Here is a 21,561-nt window from a genome sequence, read left to right as displayed (position 1 = left end):
TAAATCATCGCTTTAAGCGGTGCTATCCTAAAAGAAAGTCTTCGGCGTGTTATGCTAGCTAGATAAATGCCCTAGCCATTTCGTTTTTGAGAGCTCTATGAGTAAAGATTGGACTAAAAATGACCCTAAAGCCGCAGCGGAAGCGGAGAAGTATTCCAACCCGGTACCGAGCCGCGATTACATTCTGCAGTACATGCAGGAGTGGGGCGCGCCGATTGGACATGCGCAGCTGTGCGAAGGTTTAGGTGTCTGGGATCCAGAAAGTCGTGATGCCGTCTTCTTCCGATTGAAGGCGATGTGTCGTGATGGTCAGTTGATGAGTAATCGCCGCAATGAATTTGCGCTGATGGATAAGATGTCACTGATCAAAGGCCGTGTCATTGGTCATCGAGATGGTTATGGATTTGTTAAGCCTGAAGAGGGCGGTGATGATCTTAAGCTAAGCCCGCGTCAGATGCGCCAAGTATTTGATGGCGATCGCGTACTGGTTCAGGAAGTTAGTGTTGACTTTAAAGGTCGTCGTGAAGGTAAGATAGTTGATGTACTGGAGCGTAATACCCGTAAATTGGTAGGGCGTTTTAGTGGTCAGGATGGCTTTGGTTATCTGCGTCCTGAAAACCAGCGTATCACCCAGGAGATCATGATTGTTCCTGATCCTGAGGCTGAAACACCGTTAACTTACAAAGATGGTCAGTTGGTTGTTGCTGAGCTGATCAATCAGCCAAGCAAACGCCAATTGCCACAAGCAAAAGTGACCGAAGTGCTAGGCGACCATATGGCGCCGGGCATGGAGATCACGGTTGCGATCCATAACTATGAGATCCCGCACGAATGGCCAGAAACGGTTCGCCAAGAGATCGGTGAGCTGACTGCTGAAGTTGAAGAGAGCGCTAAAGCTAATCGTGTTGATCTACGTGATCTGCCGCTGGTTACTATTGATGGTGAAGACGCTAAAGACTTCGATGATGCGGTTTATGCCGAGCGCAAAAAGTCTGGCGGTTGGCGCTTGTGGGTCGCGATTGCAGATGTATCTTGGTATGTGCGACCTGATTCTGAACTAGATAAAGAGGCTTATCAGCGCGCGAACTCAACTTACTTCCCTGAGTTTGTTGTACCGATGCTGCCAGAGCTGCTATCAAACGGCTTGTGCTCGTTAAACCCTAAGGTAGATCGCTTGGCGATGGTTTGTGAAATGACCATTAGCGAATCGGGCAATCTATCCGGTTATCAGTTCTATGAAGCGGTCATCAGCTCCCATGCGCGTCTAACCTACACTAAGGTTGGCAAGATGCTGATGCAGCCAGAAGAGGAAGAATCAAAAGCATTGCGTGCAGAGTACGCCGATGTGGTTCCTCATCTAGAAGATTTGTATGGTCTGTACTTTGCTCTGCGTAAAGCGCGTGAAATTCGTGGTGCGATCGATTTCGATACTACTGAAACACGGATGATCTTCGGTGAAGATCGTAAGATCGACCAGATCGTTCCGGTTTACCGTAACGATGCGCATAAGTTGATCGAAGAGTGTATGTTGTGTGCGAACGTCGCAACCGCTCGCTTCCTGAACAAGCTGAAAGTCCCTGCAATCTATCGTGTCCACGAAGGCCCGAAAGAGCAGAAATTGCAGAATCTACGAGCTTATTTGGGTGAGCTAGGTCTTAACCTTGGCGGTGGCGATACACCTGAGCCGATTCATTACCAAGAGCTGGCAGAGATCATCGAAGAGCGTCCGGATCGTCATCTGATTCAGACCATGATGCTACGTTCCATGCAGCAAGCGGTTTACAGCCCTGATAACCAAGGTCACTTTGGTTTGGCGTACCCTGCGTACACGCACTTTACCTCGCCAATTCGTCGTTACCCAGATCTATTGGTGCATCGTTTAATTCGTGCTCGAATTCATTCTGAAAGTCAGGATAAAGCGATTAAGCGCCCTGATGATTTTGCTCAAAATGCAGATTTTGCATGCAACTACAGCATGGAGCAGCTGCTGCAATTGGGCGAGCATTGTTCTATGACGGAACGTCGCTCAGATGATGCAACCCGTGATGTTGTGGCGTGGCTTAAGTGTGAATATATGCAGGAGCATGTGGGTGACGAATACGAAGGCGTGATTGCTGCCGTTACCGGCTTTGGTGTCTTTGTTGAGCTTGATGAGCTGTTTGTTGAAGGTCTCGTGCATATCACTGGTTTACCGGGCGATTACTATGTATTTGACCAAGCTAAGCAGCGCTTAGTGGGTGAGCGCACCCGTAAAGTGTTCAAGTTGGGCGATCGTTTACGCGTTAAAGTCGCGCGTGTGGATCTGGATGAACGTAAGATCGATTTTGAACTGATCGATCATCAGCCCGTTAAGAAAAAGAAAACCACGCGTCAGCTGTTAGCTGAAGGTAAGATCGGCGGTCCGTCTTCTAAAGGCGATAAAAAGCTGCCAGGCCATAAACACGAGTGGGGTCATCGTCCTGCTAAGGATGAAGAGCGTAGTAAGCCGAAGAAAGGTTCTAAGCGTGATGCTCTGCGTAAATCGCGTAAAAAGCCTGCGCCAAGCGGTGAAGGTGGTCCGAAGAAACGTATAGCGGCTAAAGCTCAGCCTTCTCGCGGTAAGGAGTTATCTTCTGCAGAACGCGAATTGATGGAATTTGCTGGCCCAAGCGGGGGCAAGAGCAAGAAGTCTAAAAAGCGTAAGGCTACGGCTAAGCCTAAGTTGAAAGGCAAACAGAAAGGTTTAAAAGTGAAAAAGCCGAAGCGTAAATAGGCTGCTTTCACGGGACATATGAGTCTTTGAAAAGGCGCTGTAGTTATCTATAGCGCCTTTTTTAGTGGCTTGGCTTTGTGTGCTTAACCGATGTGTTTCGCGTAGCTATCGCGATCTATATCCAGTACTTCGACGGTAATCGAAAGGTCTTCCAAATCGAGCGTTTTAAGCTCATTTAGCACTGCTTGAGTCAGTTGGGTTTTCTGCTCGGTATTACGACCACTTAAGATCCGCGATGAAACGTGGATAAAGCCATTAAGCCCTGCGCCATTCATATGCTGCTGGTAAGCATGTGCGCGGACCTTTATGTCTTTTTCAGCAAAGAGGTTAGCTGCAACTGCACCTTGGAACACCTTTTCCATAACAGCCGTAATTTCTACCTTATCTTCAATCTGCTTGGAGTATTCGATGATTAAGTGTGGCAAGGGATAGCTCCTTTTAAGCCGTCTTGATTAAGACTTTTTAAAGATCTTGGTTAACAGGTGATTCGCTTGTTTCTGTAGCAGTGTTTGATGCTTAGGTGTGACTTTAAGCAGCAATACTTTGTCTTCATCTTCGCGTCTAATGTCGGCTTCTTGCAGCATTGCCTCTTTCAGTAAAGGAGCTTCGGTTAGCGCGGTATGGCTGATCAGATCGTTGCTACTAGTCGTGCGCGTGAGGAAGTGAGCTTCCTCTTTTACCAGATCATGTTTGTCATGATGGCCGCGAGCGAGGGACATCTGCAGACTCAGTACCGGTTGAAATCCACGAATTCTTGAGTGGTTAAAGCCTTTGTATAACAGGTTGAATAGCTGGCCTGCGCATAGTGCGTTAATACCGTGGCTATCCTTTTCGTCCCTTAATTCAAAGCGCAGCAGAATGTCTTTATTAGGCAATTGCTCGCAGGCACCGTTATAGATGCGTGCGACCTGTTTCGCCAAGTGATGGTATACATTCAGCAGTGTTGCTTTCTCGTCAGGCTCCATATTATCGCTGCTGGCAGTATTAGCATCGATATAGAGCAGATAGATGGCATCTTGTGGCGTAAGAATTAGTTCGAGTTCATGTTCAAAGCTATAAAGGTCCAGCTGCTCTTCATGGCGTTCATTCATGCTCTTCAGCAGAGGGTTTTCGCGCATAGGAGTATGCGTTTCTTGCGTTGCTACCGGTTCTTCTTCTAGTACGAGAGTCTCGACCGTATTTGCGACGGTTTCAGAATCGTCAAGCTGCTGTGGTTGATGCTCAAATTTAGGCATCTGCTGCTGAGTACTTGGTGCCGGTTTGAGAAGATCGACCAATTCGTGGGTGTGTAGCAGATCAGAAGCCTTTTGGTTTGGTGCTTGTGGTTCGGAAATGGCTTCGGGCGAGGCTTTAGGCCCCGTTTCAGGCCGAGTTTCGGTAATGTCTTGAACTAGGTTTTCTGTCTCTAAAGATGGCCTAATAACGGGCGCTGTTTCACTAGATGTTTGCGTGCTTTCGGCTGAGCGCTGTACTTGGGTTTCATAGTCACTTGTTTCGGCTGTTGCGGAGCCGATAGTGACAGTGTCTTCGGCAATCTCTTGAGGTGTGCTTTCAGCAGGCGTCTGAGTAGCCAGCGTATCGGAGAACGAAGGCTCAAACTTTTCTTCTTCATCTGCGCTGCTCTCAGAGATGAATTTATCTGATCGGGTAAAGAACCAACTGGTTGTCAGCAGCAAAATCGCGGTGAAGATAGCGATGATCAATAAAGGCCAGAGCTGGCTGCGGAGTAATTGCTCGACAGGGCCGCTGTCCAACCAGATCGTTACTGTGCCGATGGTCTTTTCTTGTTGAATTAGCTGTTGTTGCAGAGTTTGCTGGCTGGACTTTCCTGCGCGGGCGAGGGTGAAGCCATTGGCATCTTGTACATGCAGGCCGCCAACATACTCAAGTTGGGTTAATTCGCTGAGTAAGTAGTTAAGGCTGACGCGATCATCCGAGAGAAGCAGTGGTCGGATCAGGAGTTCGCTCTGTTTAGCGATGTTCTGCCCGATGATTTGTGTCTCATGCACCGCCTGTCGGCTGGTAGCTAAGTGCATGTAGAGAATGCTGACGATAAAACCCACCAATAGCACTATGCCTAAGGATAGCGTCAGATTCCTTCTGAAATTAGGCTTTGATTTGGCGTTGTTAGTCACGGTCAGTGTTAGCTCAAAAACGGATGCAGGGGCAAATAATAACAGGTCATTCTACCGAGGGTGAATATGATTTGCATTAGAGGTATAACCCAAGTCTCCCTGACGCTATAATAAAGGGCTTATCGATAGGAAGGACAGCAATGAACGTACAAGAATATATGATTCAGCTAGGTGAGAATGCCCGTGCAGCGGCGCGCCTAGTCGCTAAAGCAGACACTAACCTAAAAAATCAGGCGTTGTTGGCAATGGCTGATGCTATCGATACTAGCCGACCGGCACTGCGTGAAGCGAATGCAAAAGACTTAGACAATGGTCGGTCAAACGGTTTGGACGATGCCATGTTAGATCGCCTTGAGCTAACTGATGCTCGTATCGACACAATGATCGAGGGTCTACGTCAGGTTGCAGCTTTACCAGATCCAGTAGGCGCGATCACTGATCTTAAATACCTACCGAGTGGTATCCAGGTAGGTAAAATGCGTGTGCCGCTAGGTGTGATCGGTATTATTTATGAGTCTCGTCCAAACGTAACGGTTGAAGCAGCAAGCCTGTGCCTAAAATCCGGTAACGCGACGATTCTTCGTGGCGGCTCTGAAGCGATTCATTCCAACCAAGCGGTAGCCGAGTGCATCCGTAAAGGTTTGAGTGCAGCGGGCTTACCAGAAAACGCAGTACAGGTTGTTGAAACGACTGACCGTGAAGCGGTGGGTCAGATGATTACAATGCCAGAATACGTGGATGTGATTGTTCCACGTGGTGGTAAAGGCTTGATCGAGCGTATCAGCCGTGATGCTAAAGTGACGGTAATTAAGCACTTGGACGGCATCTGCCATGTTTATATTGATGAACAGGCGGATAAAGGCAAAGCAGTGAATGTTGCTTTAAATGCTAAAACACACCGTTACGGCACTTGTAACACTATGGAAACGCTATTGGTGCATGCCAATATCGCAGCTGAAGTACTACCTGAACTAGCGGAACGCTATCAGGCTGTAGGTGTTGAACTGCGAGGTTGTGAGCGTACTAAGGCTCTGTTGCCATTCATCAATGATGCTACAGAAGAAGATTGGGTAACCGAATACCTAGCACCAGTTTTGGCAATTAAACTGGTGGATGATATGGATGAAGCGATTCGTCATATCAACCGTTACGGTTCACACCATACAGATTCGATCATTACTGAGAACTACACTAAGTCACGTGCTTTCTTACGTGAAGTGGATTCCAGTTCGGTAATGGTTAATGCCTCAACTCGTTTTGCGGATGGTTTTGAGTACGGTCTAGGTGCTGAAATCGGTATCTCTACTGACAAAATCCACGCACGCGGGCCAGTAGGTTTGGATGGATTGACCTCCGAGAAGTACGTTGTACTAGGTGATGGTCACATCCGTCAGTAATTTAGATTATGAAAGCGAACGCTTTTGCTTTTATGGGTGGGACTTTTGATCCCATCCATAATGGCCATCTGAGAACGGCTCTGGAATTACAGCATTGGTTAGGCGTGGATCAGCTCTGTTTGATCCCCTCTAAAACCCCCGTGCACAGAGCGACTCCAGGTCGAACCTCTGAACAACGTTTAGAGATGGTGAAGTTGGCAGTAGCCAATGAACCAAGCTTATGTGCTGATGATCGAGAAATCAGTTCTGAACAGCCTTCTTATTCATTCCTGACACTGCAGGGATTACGTTCTGAATTAGGTGATCAATGCCCAATCTTTATGATCATGGGTATGGATTCTTATATGACGTTACCCAGCTGGTATGAATGGGATAAGTTTACCGATTACTGCCATATCGTTGTGGTAAAGCGGCCCGGTTACGATCTGCCTACAGAGGGCGAAATTAAAGAATTTACAGATGAGCATAAAGCTCAAAACTTGGAACAGGCGATGGCGCTACCGGCGGGCAAAGTGCTGTTTCATGAGCTGACTCCTTTAGGGATATCAGCAACGCAGATCCGCGAAACCATAGCGCAGGGCTTGTCGCCTCGTTATCTGTTTCCTGATGGGGTCTGGCAATATATTCAAGATAACCGTTTATACGGTTTAACTAACTGAAGTGAAATAATGCAAGCTGAAAAAGTTTTAGAACTAGTGCACACAGCACTAGAAGATATGAAGGCCAAAGAAGTTGTCGATCTAGATGTTCGTGGTCGTTCTAGCGTAACGGATTACATGGTAATCGCGAGCGGTACATCTAAGCGTCATGTTGGATCTATCGGCGAAGAAGTGGTTGTTAAACTGAAAGAAGCAGGCGTGATGCCGCTAGGTTCTGAAGGTCAGGGCGTAAGCGACTGGATTCTTGTGGATCTTGGCGATGTGGTTGTTCATGTAATGATGCCAGATGCGCGTGACTTCTATGATCTAGAACGCCTGTGGGGCGTTGACGCAGAAGCGTAGAACTTTTTATGAAAATCCGGATCATAGCTGTGGGTGGCAAGATGCCTTCGTGGGTAAACGAGGGTTATCAGGAATATACCAAGCGCCTACCTGCAGATTTTCAGATTGAGATGATCGAAATTCCGTTAGGGCATCGAGGTAAGAGCAGTGATGTTGCTCGCGCTAAGAAGCAGGAAGGAGATCAGATGTTGGCGGCAATACCTAAAGGCGACCGAATTATTGCTTTGGAAGTGTTAGGTAAAAACTGGTCAACCGAAAAACTGGCGTCACAAGTGGAAGACTGGCGTATGGATGGCCGTAATATCAGTCTACTCATTGGAGGCCCGGATGGTCTGGATAGCCGTTGCTCAGCAATGGCAGATCAGAAATGGTCGTTGTCTGCACTGACGTTACCGCATCCGCTTGTGCGGGTGATGTTAGCAGAGCAACTTTATCGTGCCTGGACGGTCATTCAGGGACATCCTTACCACAAGTAGAAGAACGCTAGGAATATGGCAGCAGAGCGCCTCAAGGATCACTCGAAAGAAAGCCGCACATTTAAGTTTCGTGCGGCTTTGGCGTTTTTTATCGTGGTCATTATGCTCGGGATTCTACTTGGGCGTATCTATTATCTTCAGGTTATTGAGCACGACCGTTATGTGGCGATGTCGGAAGACAACCGTGTTCAACTTCAGCCAGTACCGCCGACGCGAGGTTTAATCTACGACCGCAACGGGGTGTTGTTAGCGGATAACCGACCTAGTTACAGTGTCACGCTTCTTAAAGAAGAGGTGAAAGACATTGATAAAACCCTAGTCGATCTGCAAGCACTGATCCCCATTACCGATCGTGAAGTTGAGCGTTTCAAAAAACGTCTAAAACAGCGTCGCCGCCCCTTCCAATCGGTGCCTGTGCGCTTCCGTTTAACGGAAGAAGAGATCGCGAAAATATCGGTTAATTACCATCGCTTACCGGGTGTGCGAGTCGAAGCCGAGCTAATCCGTTACTACCCCTATGGTGAGTCTTTAGTTCACGCCATGGGTTATGTTGGTCGGATCAATGAGAAAGAGCTGAAACGAGTTGATCAGGATAACTACGCGGCAACCCACTATATCGGCAAGCTCGGTATAGAAAAATTCTATGAAGATCAGTTGCATGGTGAGGTGGGTTTCCAAAAAGTAGAAACCAATGCTCGTGGTCGAGTGATGCGTATTCTGGAGCGGACGGATCCTAAACCGGGTAAAGATCTAGTACTTCATCTGGATCTAAGGCTGCAACAGATCACTGAAAAACTATTGGAAGGTCGACGCGCGTCGGTTGTGGCGATGGACCCGAAAACCGGTGGTATCCTAACCTTAGTTTCTACCCCTGCTTACGATCCGAACCTGTTCGTGACGGGTATCTCATCGAAGGATTATTCGGCATTAAGGGAATCGAGAGATCTGCCGTTGTTTAACCGCGCCATCCGCGGTGGTTATCCTCCCGGCTCGACCATTAAGCAGATTGTTGCTTTAGCCGCGATCGATACAGGTGTAGTAAAACCATCCTATAGAGTCTTTGATCCAGGTTTTTACCAAATCACCCGTGGTGGGCGTCAATATAGGGATTGGAAAAGAACGGGCCATGGTTGGGTCGATATGTATGATTCTCTGGCACAATCTTGTGACGTTTGGTATTACGATGTTGCCCATAAAATGGGTGTAGATCCGATGTCCGATTACTTGGGTAAGTTTGGTTTTGGCCAAGTAACGAGTTTAGACCTTCCAGAGGCAATCGGAGCGATCTTGCCTTCGCGTGAGTGGAAGAAGCGTGCACGTAAAACACCTTGGTATACCGGTGACTCGCTTAATATGAGTATTGGTCAGGGTTTCTTCGTTGCAACGCCATTGCAGTTAGCCACCGCTACGGCGGTTGTTGCCAATCGTGGTACTTGGCACTCACCACGAATGTTGCAAGGCATTAAAGAAGCTAAAGAAGGTGAAGAGACAAGTTTATACATGCCAGATATAGCGGGGGTAAAACGTCCGTTACCTGATGTAGTGTTAAATAACGATAAGCATTGGGATGACATTATCAAAGGTATGCGTGAAGTTATGCATGGAAAGCGCGGTACAGCACGTAGCTCTGGTGCTAATTCAGCTTATGAAATTGCTGGTAAAACCGGTACAGCTCAGGTCGTCGGTATCAAACAGGATGAAGAGTACGATGCTGAAAAGCTGGCGGAAATTCACCGTGACCACGCCTTGTTTGTAGCATTTGCACCTATTGACGACCCGAAGATCGCGATCTCGGTGATTGTTGAAAACGGCGGCGGTGGTTCCAGTACAGCTGCACCAATAGCGCGTCAGGTCATGGATGCCTACCTTCTCGGTATAGATCCTTTTGCTGAAGAGAAAGAGCCGGAGGTTGCAGTACGATGATGGGGCGTGAGTTTGAGCGCTATATGCCAGAGGCGCATGATCATCTGCGTCAACGTCCAAGCTTGTGGAGTTACACTAACCTAGACGGTTGGCTGTTATTGCTTCTGCTTGCTCTGTGCGGTTTTGGTTTATTTATCCTTTACAGCGCTTCAGGCCAAGATATGGGTTATGTCACCCGTCAGGCCATCCGTATGGGTGTAGGTTTTTTTGTCATGATTGTCTTGGCACAGTTTACCCCGAGATTCCTTGGACGGTGGGCGCCCGCGCTTTACTTGATTGGGGTCGCTCTACTGGTGTGCGTAATTCTCTTTGGTGTCGGTGCTAAAGGGGCGCAGCGTTGGATCGCCTTACCTGGCTTCAGATTCCAGCCTTCGGAAATCATGAAGTTAGTTCTACCGCTGACTGTAGCTTTTTACTTGGCCCATAGGCCGCTTCCACCGCGTGTTAAGCATATATTTATCAGCCTTATGCTGGTGGGTATTCCAACCGTGCTGATTATGAAACAGCCGGATTTAGGTACTTCATTATTGATCGCCTCATCGGGTGTGTTTGTATTGCTTCTTTCAGGGATTCTGTGGCGCTATATCTTTGCTGCATTAGGTTTGGCAGCAGCTGCACTACCTGGGTTATGGATGGTGATGAAGGACTATCAGAAACAAAGGGTATTAACCTTCCTTGATCCAGAAAGTGACCCGCTGGGCTCTGGCTGGAACATTATTCAATCAAAAACAGCGATTGGATCGGGTGGTATTTCAGGTAAGGGTTGGTTAAGCGGGACTCAGTCACAGTTAGACTTCTTACCAGAGTCTCATACTGACTTTATCATCGCGGTTGTGGCTGAGGAGATGGGGTTAATCGGTGTTCTCATACTGTTAACCCTGTATCTGTTAATTATTGCGCGTGGCTTGGTGATAGCTGCTCGTGCGCCTGATAGTTTTGGTCGATTATTGGCCGGTAGTCTGATTTTAACTTTCTTTGTTTATGTTTTTGTAAATATAGGCATGGTAAGTGGTTTGCTGCCAGTGGTAGGTGTACCTTTGCCATTAGTGAGTTACGGTGGTACATCGATTGTGACCCTGATGGCAGGATTTGGCATTATTATGTCGGTGCATAGTTATCGCACCATGTTGTTAAAGTAGAAGTGTGTCGGCGTTATTTTTAATAGACCGATGTTTTGGGTGTTATTTATGTTGTACGTGTTTAAGGGAGCTTTTCAGGTATGAAGTCTAAATTTCTTGTATCAACGGCGGTCGCAGCGGGTGTTTTGCTGACAGGCTGTATAGCTGCGGAAAAACCAGCTGAGCCAACAGCGGTTAAATCTGAAACTGCAGCCAAAGAAGCAGCAGTGGTTAAGCAGGAAGCTAAAGCGGAAGTTAAAGCGGTTGAAAAGCCAAAAGCTACAACCACGAAACGTATGACTCAGGAAGAGGTGTTGGCGGCTGTACGCGGTGGCTCTTACGCGGATTATCCACGTGCACAGCAGTTTATCGAAGAGATGAAAGCCGAAGGCTTTAAAGAAGCTTACCTGCGTGATGTGTTAGGTAAAGCGGAACGTCAAACCTCTATTTTGAAAGCGATCTCCCGACCTGCAGAAGGCACCTTGAATTGGGGGCAGTACCGCAACATCTTCCTTAAAGAGAAGCGTATTAACCAAGGTGTTCAGTTTTGGCAGGAAAACCGTCAGGCGCTAATGGATGCGGAAAAAGCCTACGGTGTTCCGGCGGAAATTATTGTTTCGATTATCGGTGTTGAAACGCGCTACGGCCGTATCACTGGTAGTTATCGTGTATTAGATGCGCTAGCTACTTTGGGTTTTGATTACCCACGTCGCAGCGAATTCTTCCTTGGTCAGCTAAAAGAATACCTTTTGTTAGTACGTGAAGAGCAGGTGGAGATTACTTCGCTGAAAGGCTCTTATGCAGGTGCTATGGGTTATGGTCAGTTCATCCCGTCTAGCTATCGTAACTTTGCTATCGATTTTGATGAAGATGGTAAACGTGATATCTGGAAGAATAAACGTGATGCGATTGGCAGTGTAGCTAACTACTTTGCTGAGCATAAATGGAAGCCGGGTGAGCCTGTGATTAGCTCTGTGTCTTTCCAAAAGGAAAGAGATGAGAGCTGGTATAGCGTTGGCCGTAAAGGTTTAATCCCTAAACACACGCTAGGCGAATGGCAAGCGCGTGGTGTTCAGCCGCAACTGGATCTAGATCCAGAGGGTAAAGCGATCTTGATGCGCTTAGTTATGGGTGAAGATGAGCAGTATTGGTTAGGCCTGCATAACTTCTATGTTATTACCCGTTATAACCATAGTAAGCTATACGCGATGGCTGTATACCGCCTAAGTGAGCAGATTAAAACTGCTTACGAGAAAGCGGAAGCAGGCCAAGTGGCTAAAAAATAATAAATTTAAGAGTAGGCTATGCTGCAAAAAATTGGTCTAGTTCTATTGGCAATTGCTTTGGTCGGCTGTTCTTCAACGAGCAACACGACTAATAGTGGCCGTTATTCAATGCGTCACGATAAAGCACCTGATCGTCCAGTAGATGTATCTCATGTAAAAGATGCGGTGCCAAAAGTAGAACCAAAGAGTCGTGGGGGCAATAAAAGCCCTTATACGGTATTTGGTAAACAGTATTGGGTGATGAATAGTTCGTTGGGTTACAGCGAAACAGGTACAGCATCTTGGTACGGTAAGAAGTTCCATGGCCATAAAACCTCTAATGGTGAGATTTATGACATGTATAAGATGTCTGCTGCGCATAAGTCTTTGCCTATCCCGACTTATCTAAAAGTCACTAACTTGGCGAATAATCGGCAGGTGATTGTTAGGGTGAATGATCGTGGGCCTTTCCACGGCAACCGCATTATTGATCTGTCTTATGCTGCGGCATCGAAGTTAGATATTCTGAAACACGGTACTGGCCAAGTTCGATTAGAAGCTATCGACCCGCGTGCATGGCAGAAATCTGGAGCAGTTGTAGCGGCTACTCCAGAGCCTGTTGCTAATATTGCAGGCCGTTATCTGCAAGTGGGTGCTTACTCCAATAGGGATTCAGCCGAATATGTGGAAAGTCAGCTACGACCACTACTGCCGGAACTTGCGGTATTGATTCGTCCAACGACGACTAATAACCGTACCTTGTACCGTGTCCAGATTGGGCCGTTGAAGCAGGATACTTCGTTGTCTGATTTAACCCAAAAAGTTGAGCAGATGGGGCATAAGAACCCTAGGCTGGTGGACTTCCCTTAAACGCTTGAGTAGAGTTATCCACGGCGTTTAAGTGGACTTTTTAAAACCTAAGAAAATGATGATCTGGCGGGTCTTCATTTCTAAAAATAGATTCTGGAAAACAATGTTTAATAAGGCTTCCCAGTACATAACCGTACTATTTCTGACACTGTTTGCATTTCAAGCGCATGCAGTAGCACGTCTAATACCTGCTGAACCTCAGATTGCAGCAACTGCGTATCTTGTTGTTGATGCCGATACCGGGAAGGTTATTGCGTCTAAAAATGCCGAGAAGGCGTTTGCACCAGCAAGCCTGACAAAAATGATGACGGCCTACATTCTTGAGTATGAGCTAAGCAAAGGGAATGTTGGCGTTGATGACCTTGTGTTGATCAGTGAAAAAGCGTGGCGTACCCAAGGTTCACGTATGTTTATCCGTGAAGGCACTCAGGTCCGCCTAGGCGACTTGATGAAAGGTATTATTATCCAGTCTGGTAACGACGCATCTGTTGCTGTTGCTGAACATATTGCGGGTAGTGAGGCTGCTTTTGCTGATTTAATGAATCAACATGCTGATCTTCTAGGATTACAAAATACCAATTTCCTTAATGCTACTGGCTTGCCTGCTGAAGGTCACAAGTCTTCTGCTGCGGATCTTGCCACGCTAGCTCGAGCAATCATCAATGATTTCCCTGAGCTGTATAGCATCTACTCTGAAAAGTATTTCACCTATAACAAAATACGCCAGCCAAACCGTAACAAGCTACTTTGGCGTGATAAAACTGTAGATGGCATGAAAACAGGTTATACCGATGAGGCCGGTTATTGCTTGGTTGCATCGGCTAAACGTGACGGTATGCGCCTTATTTCGGTAGTGCTTGGCACGAGCGATGAGGAAGCACGTGCGCGTGAAACTCAGAAGCTACTTTCTTATGCTTTCCGTTACTACCGCACACACAAACTATATGAGAGTAATGTTGTACTGAATACAGCTAAAGTGTGGTCTGGTGTATCTGATCAGCTTCGTATGGGTATCGATGAGTCCCTTACTGTAACAATCCCTCGCGGTCAGGCAGATAAATTACAAGCGACAATGGATGTGGACAAAGTGATCACGGCGCCGATCGAGAAAGGTCAGGAGTTGGGTAAAGTCCGCGTTACTTTAGATGGTGAATTGGTAACGGAAGTACCATTAGTAGCGATGGAAGCCGTGCCAGAAGCAGGCTTATTAAAGCGTATCTGGCATGCCATCCTATTGTTCTTCTCTAGCTTAATTGGCTAAACGCATTTAGCGTAGCCCTTTAAAATTGCACGGATGCCCACATCTATATACGTAGATGTGGGCATTTGCGTTTAGGTGATATGAATACAGTCTATCTGAATGGCGAGTTCATCCCTGAAGAGGAAGCGAAAATATCGGTTTTTGACCGTGGCTTTCTGTTTGGGGACAGTGTTTATGAGGTGATTCCGTACTATCAGGGGATAGGGTTTCGTCTACAGGAGCATGTGGATCGTTTAGAGCATAGTTTGCGCGCAGTACGGATCAAAAGTGACTGCGATTGGGTTGCCATCATGAATCAGCTAGTTGAGCTGAATGGGGGCGGCAATCTATCGGTATATCTTCAGGTCACACGGGGAAGTGCTGGTAAACGTAGCCATGCTTACGATGATAGTTTAGAACCGACCATTTTTGCCTGTTGCTCGCCGATCAAAGATATCTGGCAAGCGGGCTGTGATGATGTGGTGCCTTTAAAAGCGATTGTTACAGAAGATCTACGCTGGCATCGCTGCGATATTAAATCGACCTGTTTGCTGCCAAATATACTTGTGTTACAGCAGGCCAAAGATGAAGGGGTGGATGAGGCGCTGTTTTCTCGCGATGATAGATTAACAGAGGGCTCAGCCTGTAACCTATTTTTGGTGAAGCGCGGAGTTCTTTATACCCCTAAGCGCAGCTCAGAGATTTTAGGTGGCATCACCCGAGAGCTTATTCTCGAATTGTCAGACCAGTATGCGATCCAATATCAGGAGATTGATATTGATTATGATAAGTTATTGGCTGCGGATGAAGTTTGGGTGTCCAGTTCCACCCGAGGTATAGTGCCTATAATTGAGGTTGATGGCCATCAGATCGGTGATGGCCAGAAAGGTCCGGTTTGGCGGAAAATTTTTGAAAAGTTTTCTGAGTATCAACGCCAGTTGATGACCGGTAAGCCAACAGAGAATTAGAAAGAGTTTATGACAGACAAGCAGCAAGAACCGCCAAAGATCGAATTTCCATGTCCTGACTATCCAATTAAAGTCGTTGGGGTAAATAGTGAAGATTTCCGCGGTCACGTTATCGAAATTGTGCAGATTCATGTTCCGGATCTGGATATCTCTCAGGTAACTTTGCAGGATAGCCGTAAAGGCACATTCCAATCCGTGCGGTTTAAAATTACAGCGCAGAGTGTCGAGCAGCTTAAAGCTCTGCATGAAGCGTTAATCGCGTCTGATCGCGTAAAAATGGTGATCTGATGAACCCTGATCAGCTAATTGTCAGGGATTTAGGCTTACAGCCTTACGAACCAACATGGCAGCGGATGCAGAATTTTACTAATGAGCGCGATGACTCAGTAGTGGATGAAATTTGGTCGCTGCAACATGAGCCTGTGTTTACGCAGGGGCAAGCAGGTAAAGAGGAGCACTTGCTGGGTACGGGGGATATCCCGGTTGTTCAGGTGGATCGTGGCGGTCAAGTCACCTATCACGGCCCTGGGCAAGCAATTGTTTATCTACTGCTAAATTTGAAACGTAAAAAATTAGGTGTGCGTGAGCTGGTTTCAATTATGGAAGAATCTGTGGTTGAAACAGTCCAGTCCTATGGCATAGACGCTTACGCTAAGCCGGATGCGCCCGGCGTCTATGTGGATAACAGTAAAATTGCATCCTTAGGTCTTAGGGTTCGCCGAGGTTGCTCTTTCCATGGTTTGGCACTTAACCTTGCTATGGATTTAGAACCCTTTTTAAGAATAAACCCATGTGGCTATGCCGGTATGGCGATGACACAACTTGACGCGTTAACTTCTGACCTTGATCAGGTTGAGGCAACGCAGCGTCTTCTGGATATCCTTATTACCAAGCTAGGGTATAAAGAAGTCACTCGACAAACTACTCTGGATTAAGCCTAGATGTCATTAGATAACAATAACGAAGTAAAGAAGAAGCGGGTAGAGCAGGGCGTTAAATTGCGTGGCGCCGACAAAGTTGATCGAATTCCAATTAAGGTAATTCCAACTGAGAAAGAAGATATGCCGCGTAAGCCAGATTGGCTACGTGTGCGGATGGGATCCAGTGCAAAAGTGGACAGTATTAAACAGAAGCTGCGTAAGCATAAGCTCGCGTCTGTTTGTGAAGAAGCAAGCTGCCCTAACTTAGGCGAATGCTTTAGTCATGGTACAGCGACCTTTATGATTATGGGTGATATCTGTACCCGTCGTTGTCCATTCTGTGACGTAGCTCACGGCCGTCCAAATGCTCTAGATGAGAATGAGCCTAGAGAGATGGCAGAAGCGATCGCGGATATGGAATTGCGCTATGTCGTAGTCACTTCAGTAGACCGTGATGATCTCCGTGACGGCGGTGCTCAGCACTTTGCTAACTGTGTTAGCGAAACGCGTAAGCGTATTCCATCTATCGAGATGGAGATCCTTGTACCTGATTTCCGTGGCCGTATGGATATCGCGATCGATATTCTTACAGAAACACCGCCTGATGTGTTTAACCACAATATGGAAACTGTTCCACGCTTATATAAAGCGGTACGTCCTGGTTCTGACTACGAATGGTCTCTACGCTTGTTGAAAAAGTACAAAGCTAAGAACCCAGAAGTACGTACCAAGTCTGGTTTGATGGTAGGCATTGGTGAAACCAATGAAGAGATCATCGAGGTAATGAAAGACCTACGTGCTCATGATGTGGATATGTTAACAATCGGTCAATATCTACAACCAAGCCGTTCACACCTTAAGGTAGAGCGCTTTGTGACGCCTGAGGAGTTTGATGAGTTTAGCCGCATTGCAAAAGAGCTTGGCTTCAAACATGCAGCTTGCGGACCTCTTGTTCGCTCTTCTTATCATGCCGATCTACAAGCGAAGGGTGAAAAGGTAGGTTAATGTCCCTCCTTTAACGTTAAGTTATCCACAAAGGCCGTTTTTAGAACGGCCTTTTTTATTGCTAGTGGCCTAAGGTCATCCCAGCGAAGGCAGGAATCTAGATTAGGTTTTGGTAGTTATAGCTGATATTGGTTCTTAGGTCCGCTGTTCTTATAGCTATTTGTTCTTATCCTTATAACTTAAAAATCTATATATTAGATTTATCTAATATTTATTCTGCCTAAGGCAGTAAAGATTAAAACTAAGGTTAATTATGAGTACTAAAACCATCTCTGTGACTGCCACTATGAATGCGGGTTGGGCAATCCACGCAGATATCCGTGACCACAAAGTAACGATCGATCAACCGCAGGCGAGCGGTGGCACCAATGAAGGCCCTACACCACTTGAGAACTTCCTATTCTCTTTAGCGGGTTGTATCGGCTCAATCGCACGAATTGCTGCGAATCAGGAAAAGATTGAGCTGCGTAGCATGCAGATCCAAGTCGATGGTGATCTGAATCCAATGGGGCTTATGGGCAAAGAAACTGAAGATCGTGTAGGCTTTCAGACGATTAGCGTTCAAGCAAAGATTGATGCTGATCTGAGTGAAACCGAGAAACAAGCGTTCTTAGATAGAGTTTGTGTACGTTGTCCGCTGCACGACAATATCAAGTTGGAAACTGAGGTTCTACATCAATATATCGGGTAGGTTTTTTGGAACGATAACAGTAATTGGCTAAGGGTGATTTTTCATCATTACATAATGTGTGTTGACTATAAAAGAGGGTTAAGACATTTTACTTGGCCCTTTTGAACTCTATTTTTGTAAAAAAGCTTTATCTAGTTCTTTATATAGATCTAAGGATTTATCTGATTCCGTTTTGATATTGTTGTAGAGACTGCTAGCTATAACTCTAATGGCATGTTTTTCATGAGAATTAAGTTCTGGGTAATTATGCTTTTTAAAGTTATCGATAATTCTCTGTCTTCGTGCTTCATATTTGTCAGGTTCCCCGCGATTATCGCAAACCTTAGCGAGATGCTGCTCCCAGTTGCAGTAAGATTTATCTTCTAAGCGTTCCCGTTTATTACATTGTTTGCAGCACGGAATTATATTTCCTGGATGGTGAAGTCCAAATTCAGCGCGATTGAACATTAATACATGTTCAATTTGGAGTTTGTCATTTTTCTCTCCGCAATATCCGCAGCAATTCCTAAAGTCTTCATCTCTAATTGAAAGCCATAGAGCCTTCCCCTTACCGCTACCGGTATTAAAGGAGTGGCCAAGATAATGCTCACCAACTTTTGTAAGAAAGGCTCTAACAGCCGTGTTAGCTGAATCGGATGCAGTGTTATATACGGCCATGAATTTTTAATCTCACAGGAGCATTATTTGGTGATGTGATATGTATTTCGCCTTAGCTTAATTTGAACTGTTTTTCTAACAATCTCAACACCAAAGAATTGTATGCAGTAGAGAGAACACGTTAAGCGATATGAGCTTCTATATGATTTAACTCTTACTATCTGACTCGTTATACTTCCCTTATGATCAAATTCCTAACGCCTCTTATCTTATTCGTGCTATCTGGCTGTGCTCAAAATGTGCAGCCAATAAGCAAACCTACCCAGCTTGATCAAATCACTGTAACTAACCTATCCAATCAAACTTTAACCAGTGTTCGGATCGAAGTTTTATCCACAAGGAGCAAAATTGTTTGTCAGCAGGTAGCTCTAAATGGTTTTTGCGCGTTTCGATTTAAAGCGCGACCTTTACGCGGAGAGACTGCGCTGATCGATTGGCAGATTGGTGATCAGCAGTGGTATGAGTCTATCAGTGCTGAGGATGTGAAAATTTCGCAGGGTTGGCACCAAGTAAAGTTAAACCTGACGCTAACTGCTGATGGTCAGGCTAAAATAATAGCTGTTGAGTCAAATTAAACGCCTTTATCGGGGATGTAATGTTACATAAAACGATGTTTTCCACCCCTGTGGTTCAGCCTTGTTTGCGCTGGTTCTCTCGAACTGTTCTGAAACTGTTGGGCTGGAAGGTTGTGGGTAATATCCCCAAAGAGTTAAAGCAGTGTGTTGTGATTGGTGCTCCCCATACTACAAACTGGGATATGCCGTTTAGCTTGATGGTCGCTTTCTCACTCGATGTTCCTCTCTATTGGGTGGGAAAAGACAGTATCTTTAAATTTCCTTTTGGCGGTTTGATGCGATGGATGGGAGGAATTCCGGTTGATCGAAGCAAGTCGAACAATATGGTTGAAGCAACGGTGCAACAATTTGATCAACATGCCGAACTGCGGATTATGATGTCCCCCGAAGGCACGCGCTCTAAAGTGGATAAATGGAAATCCGGTTTCTACTATATTGCTCATGGGGCAGGTGTGCCGATTGCCTTGGGCTTTATCGATTACAAGCAGAAGAAGGCAGGGGTGCTAGGTAGCTTCGAAACCAGCGGCGATTATGAGGCTGATTTGGCAAAGATTTTTGAACAATATGGGGATTATCTACATCCCACTCAGTAATAAGTTAAAGGGGGCGCTTACTTAGCTGTCATATGTGAATGCTGAAGTTTAACTACATATTGAGCTACAGCATCTGCTTGTTTTTCTGAAAGCTGATCAAAAACCGGCATGCTGTGTTTTTCTTTGTTATAGCCGTATTTGATCATCAAAATAATCTTATACGCTTCCATCGGTTCCTTTCCGGCAAACTTTTCCATATATGCGCCGGGGCCATGCTTGGTATGGCACTCTTTGCAGTAGTAACCATATAGATCCTCTCCAGATTTCATTCGCTCTGGCGGAATCTCTCTGTCGCAACCACTTAGTAGAAGCGCTGTTGTGCATAATAGACTTAAGGCGAGTGAACGCATGGTTATCTATCTCATTGATATCTAACCGCATCATAGCTGATGAAGAGTGGTGAAACTAGCTGTTCTTGAGTGCTTAATTAGGAAGTGCGAGTGCTTGCCCAGAAAGGGTTAGCGAGATTGAAGTCAGCAATAGCCAAGCGTCGCCAACAGCCATGCCCTTAACGATCTTATCTACCTCGGCACATTGCTGCAGAGCTTGGTTGATCTGAGCACTACTAATGCGTTGTGAGGCTTTGCGGGCTAAGGGTTTACGTTTACCCCAGATGCGTTCCCGTTGGCATACCGCATCGAATGATTGGCCGTTGTTTTGTGCTTGTTGGATCGCTGCTAGGGAGCGAAGCTCTTTGGATAAGGCCCAAAGCACTACTGGAGGCTCAGTACCATCTTGTCGTAAAACTTGCAGAATCTTGCAGCAACGAGAGGCTTGGCCTTGTAGGGCTGCGTCTGAAAGGCCGTAGATATCATAGCGGGAGCTATCAGATACGGCGTTGATGACATCGTCGGCGGTAACAACTTGGTTTGGGAACAACAGACTGAGTTTGCTTAGTTCCTGTTTAGCTGCCAATAGGTTGCCTTCAATGCGATCACAAAGCAGCTGAATCGCCTCATCATCTAGTTTTAGCTCGATCTGTGCTGCGCGCTGACGAATCCAGTTGGGTAGTTGCTCAGCTTCTACGGGCCATACTTCAACTATTACCCCCGTGCTATCGATCGCTTTAAACCAAGCGCTCTTTTTAGCGGTGCCATCGAGTTTATCGGCAATAATAAACAGGATGTTATCCGGTGCAGGATTATTGAGGTATTCGCGCAGGATCTCGCTGGATTTCTTATTGAGCTTGCTGCTACCCAGGCGTAGCTCGATAATCTTCTTTTCAGCAAACAGGGAAAGCGCATTGGCACATTCCAGTAGGTATTCCCAGCTGAAACTGCCATCAACATGGAGGACTTCGCGTTCGCTAAAGCCCTGTTGTTGCAGGTGGTGACGAAGAAGATCGCTACTCTCTTCCGAGAGTAGGGGCTCATCACCGGTAATCAAATAAACCGGTGATAACCCTTTTTTTAGATGACCGCTAAGTTGCTCTGGGCGCAGTTTCATACAGGCTTATTGAGCGCTGTTGGTAGCCAGATAGCGGCGAAGAATTGATTGTGCAACGGAATTATAAAGCTCGCGGCGCAATAGCTCTTCTTGTTCTGAGCTCGCAGCAGCGGCGTTTTTATCGTAGGTATAAATACGCTCGCGCTGGATCTTAATATCAGAGGTTATAGGTGTGCCCTGTTGGTCTGCTACTAGCATCACAACTTCTACTGATAGCTCATACTCATCCACATCGGCACTGCTACTGATGGTTGCAGCACGACGTTTGTAGCGATGATTGCTTAGTTGGATTTGATAAGGGGCGCCAGAGACTTCTTTGATACCGTTGAACTTCATGTTCTGGCGTAAGTGCTTGAGCAGCTCACCACTGGCATTGCCTTTTACAATCGTTACTTGCTGCTTGTCTGCAGATACTTCTTGAGCGCCACGCAGCTGAAAACCGCATGCGCTCATGAAGCCACACAAAGTGAGCAACAGAATGATTTTTCCAGTCAATGATTGCCATTGTTTGATCATGATCTGCTCCTTA

The 21,561-nt window shown here is 46.3% G+C and carries 23 protein-coding genes; 17 read left to right on the top strand and 6 right to left on the bottom strand.

Annotation, left to right across the window (positions count from 1 at the left end):
* Positions 1–97 precede the first annotated feature (97 nt).
* On the top strand, positions 98–2,752 hold the full coding sequence (gene rnr, locus ACMXYU_RS14755; protein ID WP_415899277.1) for a ribonuclease R: 2,655 nt from the start codon (positions 98–100) through the stop codon (positions 2,750–2,752).
* Between the two features lie 83 nt (positions 2,753–2,835).
* Here the strand turns inward: rnr and ACMXYU_RS14750 are convergent, their stop codons facing one another.
* Positions 2,836–3,177 carry a 5-carboxymethyl-2-hydroxymuconate Delta-isomerase gene (locus tag ACMXYU_RS14750; RefSeq protein ID WP_415882516.1) on the bottom strand — a complete coding sequence of 114 codons (342 nt, stop codon included), beginning with the start codon at positions 3,175–3,177 and terminating at the stop codon, positions 2,836–2,838.
* A gap of 27 nt (positions 3,178–3,204) precedes the next feature.
* Positions 3,205–4,887, bottom strand: a complete 1,683-nt coding sequence (locus ACMXYU_RS14745) for a hypothetical protein (RefSeq protein WP_415899276.1) — start codon at positions 4,885–4,887, stop codon at positions 3,205–3,207.
* 140 nt (positions 4,888–5,027) lie between these two features.
* Here ACMXYU_RS14745 and ACMXYU_RS14740 point away from each other — a divergent pair, with 140 nt between their 5' ends.
* From ACMXYU_RS14740 to ACMXYU_RS14675, 14 genes are all read left to right on the top strand, one after another.
* Positions 5,028–6,284, top strand: coding sequence for a glutamate-5-semialdehyde dehydrogenase (locus ACMXYU_RS14740; RefSeq protein WP_415899275.1), 1,257 nt, complete (start codon positions 5,028–5,030; stop codon positions 6,282–6,284).
* An 8-nt stretch (positions 6,285–6,292) separates the two neighbouring features.
* Positions 6,293–6,943, top strand: coding sequence for a nicotinate-nucleotide adenylyltransferase (nadD, locus tag ACMXYU_RS14735; protein WP_415899274.1), 651 nt, complete (start codon positions 6,293–6,295; stop codon positions 6,941–6,943).
* Positions 6,944–6,952: 9 nt separating this feature from the next.
* Positions 6,953–7,285, top strand: a complete 333-nt coding sequence (rsfS, locus tag ACMXYU_RS14730) for a ribosome silencing factor (RefSeq protein WP_415899273.1) — start codon at positions 6,953–6,955, stop codon at positions 7,283–7,285.
* An 8-nt stretch (positions 7,286–7,293) separates the two neighbouring features.
* Entirely contained in the window at positions 7,294–7,761 is a 468-nt protein-coding gene (rlmH, locus tag ACMXYU_RS14725) for a 23S rRNA (pseudouridine(1915)-N(3))-methyltransferase RlmH (RefSeq protein WP_415882511.1), read from the top strand.
* Positions 7,762–7,776: 15 nt separating this feature from the next.
* Positions 7,777–9,684, top strand: coding sequence for a penicillin-binding protein 2 (gene mrdA / locus ACMXYU_RS14720; protein ID WP_415899272.1), 1,908 nt, complete (start codon positions 7,777–7,779; stop codon positions 9,682–9,684).
* A complete protein-coding gene (gene rodA, locus ACMXYU_RS14715; protein WP_415898263.1) occupies positions 9,684–10,823 on the top strand; it encodes a rod shape-determining protein RodA in 1,140 nt (379 codons plus the stop codon). Before mrdA ends, rodA begins: the two co-directional genes overlap by 1 nt.
* Positions 10,824–10,903: 80 nt before the next feature.
* Entirely contained in the window at positions 10,904–12,088 is a 1,185-nt protein-coding gene (gene mltB / locus ACMXYU_RS14710) for a lytic murein transglycosylase B (protein ID WP_415899271.1), read from the top strand.
* Positions 12,089–12,106: 18 nt separating this feature from the next.
* The gene (locus ACMXYU_RS14705; protein WP_415899270.1) at positions 12,107–12,937 is read left to right on the top strand and encodes a septal ring lytic transglycosylase RlpA family protein; all 831 of its coding nucleotides are present in this window, start codon (positions 12,107–12,109) and stop codon (positions 12,935–12,937) included.
* 103 nt (positions 12,938–13,040) lie between these two features.
* Positions 13,041–14,198, top strand: coding sequence for a D-alanyl-D-alanine carboxypeptidase family protein (locus ACMXYU_RS14700; protein WP_415899269.1), 1,158 nt, complete (start codon positions 13,041–13,043; stop codon positions 14,196–14,198).
* Between the two features lie 80 nt (positions 14,199–14,278).
* The gene (locus tag ACMXYU_RS14695; RefSeq protein ID WP_415899268.1) at positions 14,279–15,145 is read left to right on the top strand and encodes an aminotransferase class IV; all 867 of its coding nucleotides are present in this window, start codon (positions 14,279–14,281) and stop codon (positions 15,143–15,145) included.
* Between the two features lie 9 nt (positions 15,146–15,154).
* Complete coding sequence (locus tag ACMXYU_RS14690) at positions 15,155–15,433, top strand: YbeD family protein (RefSeq protein ID WP_415882505.1); 279 nt, start codon at positions 15,155–15,157, stop codon at positions 15,431–15,433.
* Positions 15,433–16,080, top strand: a complete 648-nt coding sequence (gene lipB / locus ACMXYU_RS14685) for a lipoyl(octanoyl) transferase LipB (protein WP_415899267.1) — start codon at positions 15,433–15,435, stop codon at positions 16,078–16,080. Before ACMXYU_RS14690 ends, lipB begins: the two co-directional genes overlap by 1 nt.
* A 6-nt stretch (positions 16,081–16,086) precedes the next feature.
* Positions 16,087–17,070, top strand: coding sequence for a lipoyl synthase (lipA, locus tag ACMXYU_RS14680; protein WP_415899266.1), 984 nt, complete (start codon positions 16,087–16,089; stop codon positions 17,068–17,070).
* A 253-nt stretch (positions 17,071–17,323) separates the two neighbouring features.
* Positions 17,324–17,761 carry an OsmC family protein gene (locus ACMXYU_RS14675; protein ID WP_415899265.1) on the top strand — a complete coding sequence of 146 codons (438 nt, stop codon included), beginning with the start codon at positions 17,324–17,326 and terminating at the stop codon, positions 17,759–17,761.
* A 108-nt stretch (positions 17,762–17,869) separates the two neighbouring features.
* Here the strand turns inward: ACMXYU_RS14675 and ACMXYU_RS14670 are convergent, their stop codons facing one another.
* Positions 17,870–18,418 (bottom strand): HNH endonuclease, encoded by a 549-nt coding sequence (locus ACMXYU_RS14670; RefSeq protein WP_415899264.1) that lies wholly within the window; start codon positions 18,416–18,418, stop codon positions 17,870–17,872.
* 182 nt (positions 18,419–18,600) lie between these two features.
* On the opposite strand from ACMXYU_RS14670, the gene ACMXYU_RS14665 reads away from it, so the two are divergent.
* Together ACMXYU_RS14665 and ACMXYU_RS14660 are read left to right on the top strand one after the other, a co-directional pair.
* Entirely contained in the window at positions 18,601–18,993 is a 393-nt protein-coding gene (locus tag ACMXYU_RS14665; protein WP_415899263.1) for a hypothetical protein, read from the top strand.
* Positions 18,994–19,013: 20 nt separating this feature from the next.
* Entirely contained in the window at positions 19,014–19,586 is a 573-nt protein-coding gene (locus ACMXYU_RS14660) for a lysophospholipid acyltransferase family protein (RefSeq protein WP_415882499.1), read from the top strand.
* A 17-nt stretch (positions 19,587–19,603) separates the two neighbouring features.
* On the opposite strand, the gene ACMXYU_RS14655 is transcribed toward ACMXYU_RS14660, so the two are convergent.
* From ACMXYU_RS14655 to lptE, 3 genes are all read right to left on the bottom strand, one after another.
* Complete coding sequence (locus ACMXYU_RS14655) at positions 19,604–19,936, bottom strand: c-type cytochrome (protein WP_415899262.1); 333 nt, start codon at positions 19,934–19,936, stop codon at positions 19,604–19,606.
* Positions 19,937–20,009: 73 nt separating this feature from the next.
* Positions 20,010–21,032: a DNA polymerase III subunit delta gene (gene holA / locus ACMXYU_RS14650; protein ID WP_415899261.1), complete on the bottom strand. Its 1,023-nt coding sequence runs from the start codon at positions 21,030–21,032 to the stop codon at positions 20,010–20,012.
* A 6-nt stretch (positions 21,033–21,038) separates the two neighbouring features.
* Positions 21,039–21,548 (bottom strand): LPS assembly lipoprotein LptE, encoded by a 510-nt coding sequence (lptE, locus tag ACMXYU_RS14645; protein WP_415899260.1) that lies wholly within the window; start codon positions 21,546–21,548, stop codon positions 21,039–21,041.
* Positions 21,549–21,561 lie beyond the last annotated feature (13 nt).

Origin of the sequence: Neptuniibacter sp. QD48_11, assembly GCF_047778095.1 — a bacterium.
In the GTDB taxonomy this organism is placed as follows: domain Bacteria; phylum Pseudomonadota; class Gammaproteobacteria; order Pseudomonadales; family Balneatricaceae; genus Neptuniibacter.
Note: the sequence above shows the minus strand (reverse complement) of the source record. Positions and strands in the feature narration are given on the sequence as shown.

Coding starts and splice junctions, on each gene's coding strand:
- mrdA (WP_415899272.1), top strand. CDS start 7,777: ATGGCAGCAGAGCGCCTCAAGGATCACTCGAAAGAAAGCCGCACATTT.
- ACMXYU_RS14695 (WP_415899268.1), top strand. CDS start 14,279: ATGAATACAGTCTATCTGAATGGCGAGTTCATCCCTGAAGAGGAAGCG.
- rsfS (WP_415899273.1), top strand. CDS start 6,953: ATGCAAGCTGAAAAAGTTTTAGAACTAGTGCACACAGCACTAGAAGAT.
- ACMXYU_RS14655 (WP_415899262.1), bottom strand. CDS start 19,936: ATGCGTTCACTCGCCTTAAGTCTATTATGCACAACAGCGCTTCTACTA.
- rnr (WP_415899277.1), top strand. CDS start 98: ATGAGTAAAGATTGGACTAAAAATGACCCTAAAGCCGCAGCGGAAGCG.
- ACMXYU_RS14660 (WP_415882499.1), top strand. CDS start 19,014: ATGTTACATAAAACGATGTTTTCCACCCCTGTGGTTCAGCCTTGTTTG.
- rlmH (WP_415882511.1), top strand. CDS start 7,294: ATGAAAATCCGGATCATAGCTGTGGGTGGCAAGATGCCTTCGTGGGTA.
- mltB (WP_415899271.1), top strand. CDS start 10,904: ATGAAGTCTAAATTTCTTGTATCAACGGCGGTCGCAGCGGGTGTTTTG.
- ACMXYU_RS14705 (WP_415899270.1), top strand. CDS start 12,107: ATGCTGCAAAAAATTGGTCTAGTTCTATTGGCAATTGCTTTGGTCGGC.
- ACMXYU_RS14665 (WP_415899263.1), top strand. CDS start 18,601: ATGATCAAATTCCTAACGCCTCTTATCTTATTCGTGCTATCTGGCTGT.
- ACMXYU_RS14670 (WP_415899264.1), bottom strand. CDS start 18,418: ATGGCCGTATATAACACTGCATCCGATTCAGCTAACACGGCTGTTAGA.
- rodA (WP_415898263.1), top strand. CDS start 9,684: ATGGGGCGTGAGTTTGAGCGCTATATGCCAGAGGCGCATGATCATCTG.
- lptE (WP_415899260.1), bottom strand. CDS start 21,548: ATGATCAAACAATGGCAATCATTGACTGGAAAAATCATTCTGTTGCTC.
- ACMXYU_RS14740 (WP_415899275.1), top strand. CDS start 5,028: ATGAACGTACAAGAATATATGATTCAGCTAGGTGAGAATGCCCGTGCA.
- nadD (WP_415899274.1), top strand. CDS start 6,293: ATGAAAGCGAACGCTTTTGCTTTTATGGGTGGGACTTTTGATCCCATC.
- ACMXYU_RS14675 (WP_415899265.1), top strand. CDS start 17,324: ATGAGTACTAAAACCATCTCTGTGACTGCCACTATGAATGCGGGTTGG.
- holA (WP_415899261.1), bottom strand. CDS start 21,032: ATGAAACTGCGCCCAGAGCAACTTAGCGGTCATCTAAAAAAAGGGTTA.
- ACMXYU_RS14690 (WP_415882505.1), top strand. CDS start 15,155: ATGACAGACAAGCAGCAAGAACCGCCAAAGATCGAATTTCCATGTCCT.
- lipB (WP_415899267.1), top strand. CDS start 15,433: ATGAACCCTGATCAGCTAATTGTCAGGGATTTAGGCTTACAGCCTTAC.
- ACMXYU_RS14700 (WP_415899269.1), top strand. CDS start 13,041: ATGTTTAATAAGGCTTCCCAGTACATAACCGTACTATTTCTGACACTG.
- lipA (WP_415899266.1), top strand. CDS start 16,087: ATGTCATTAGATAACAATAACGAAGTAAAGAAGAAGCGGGTAGAGCAG.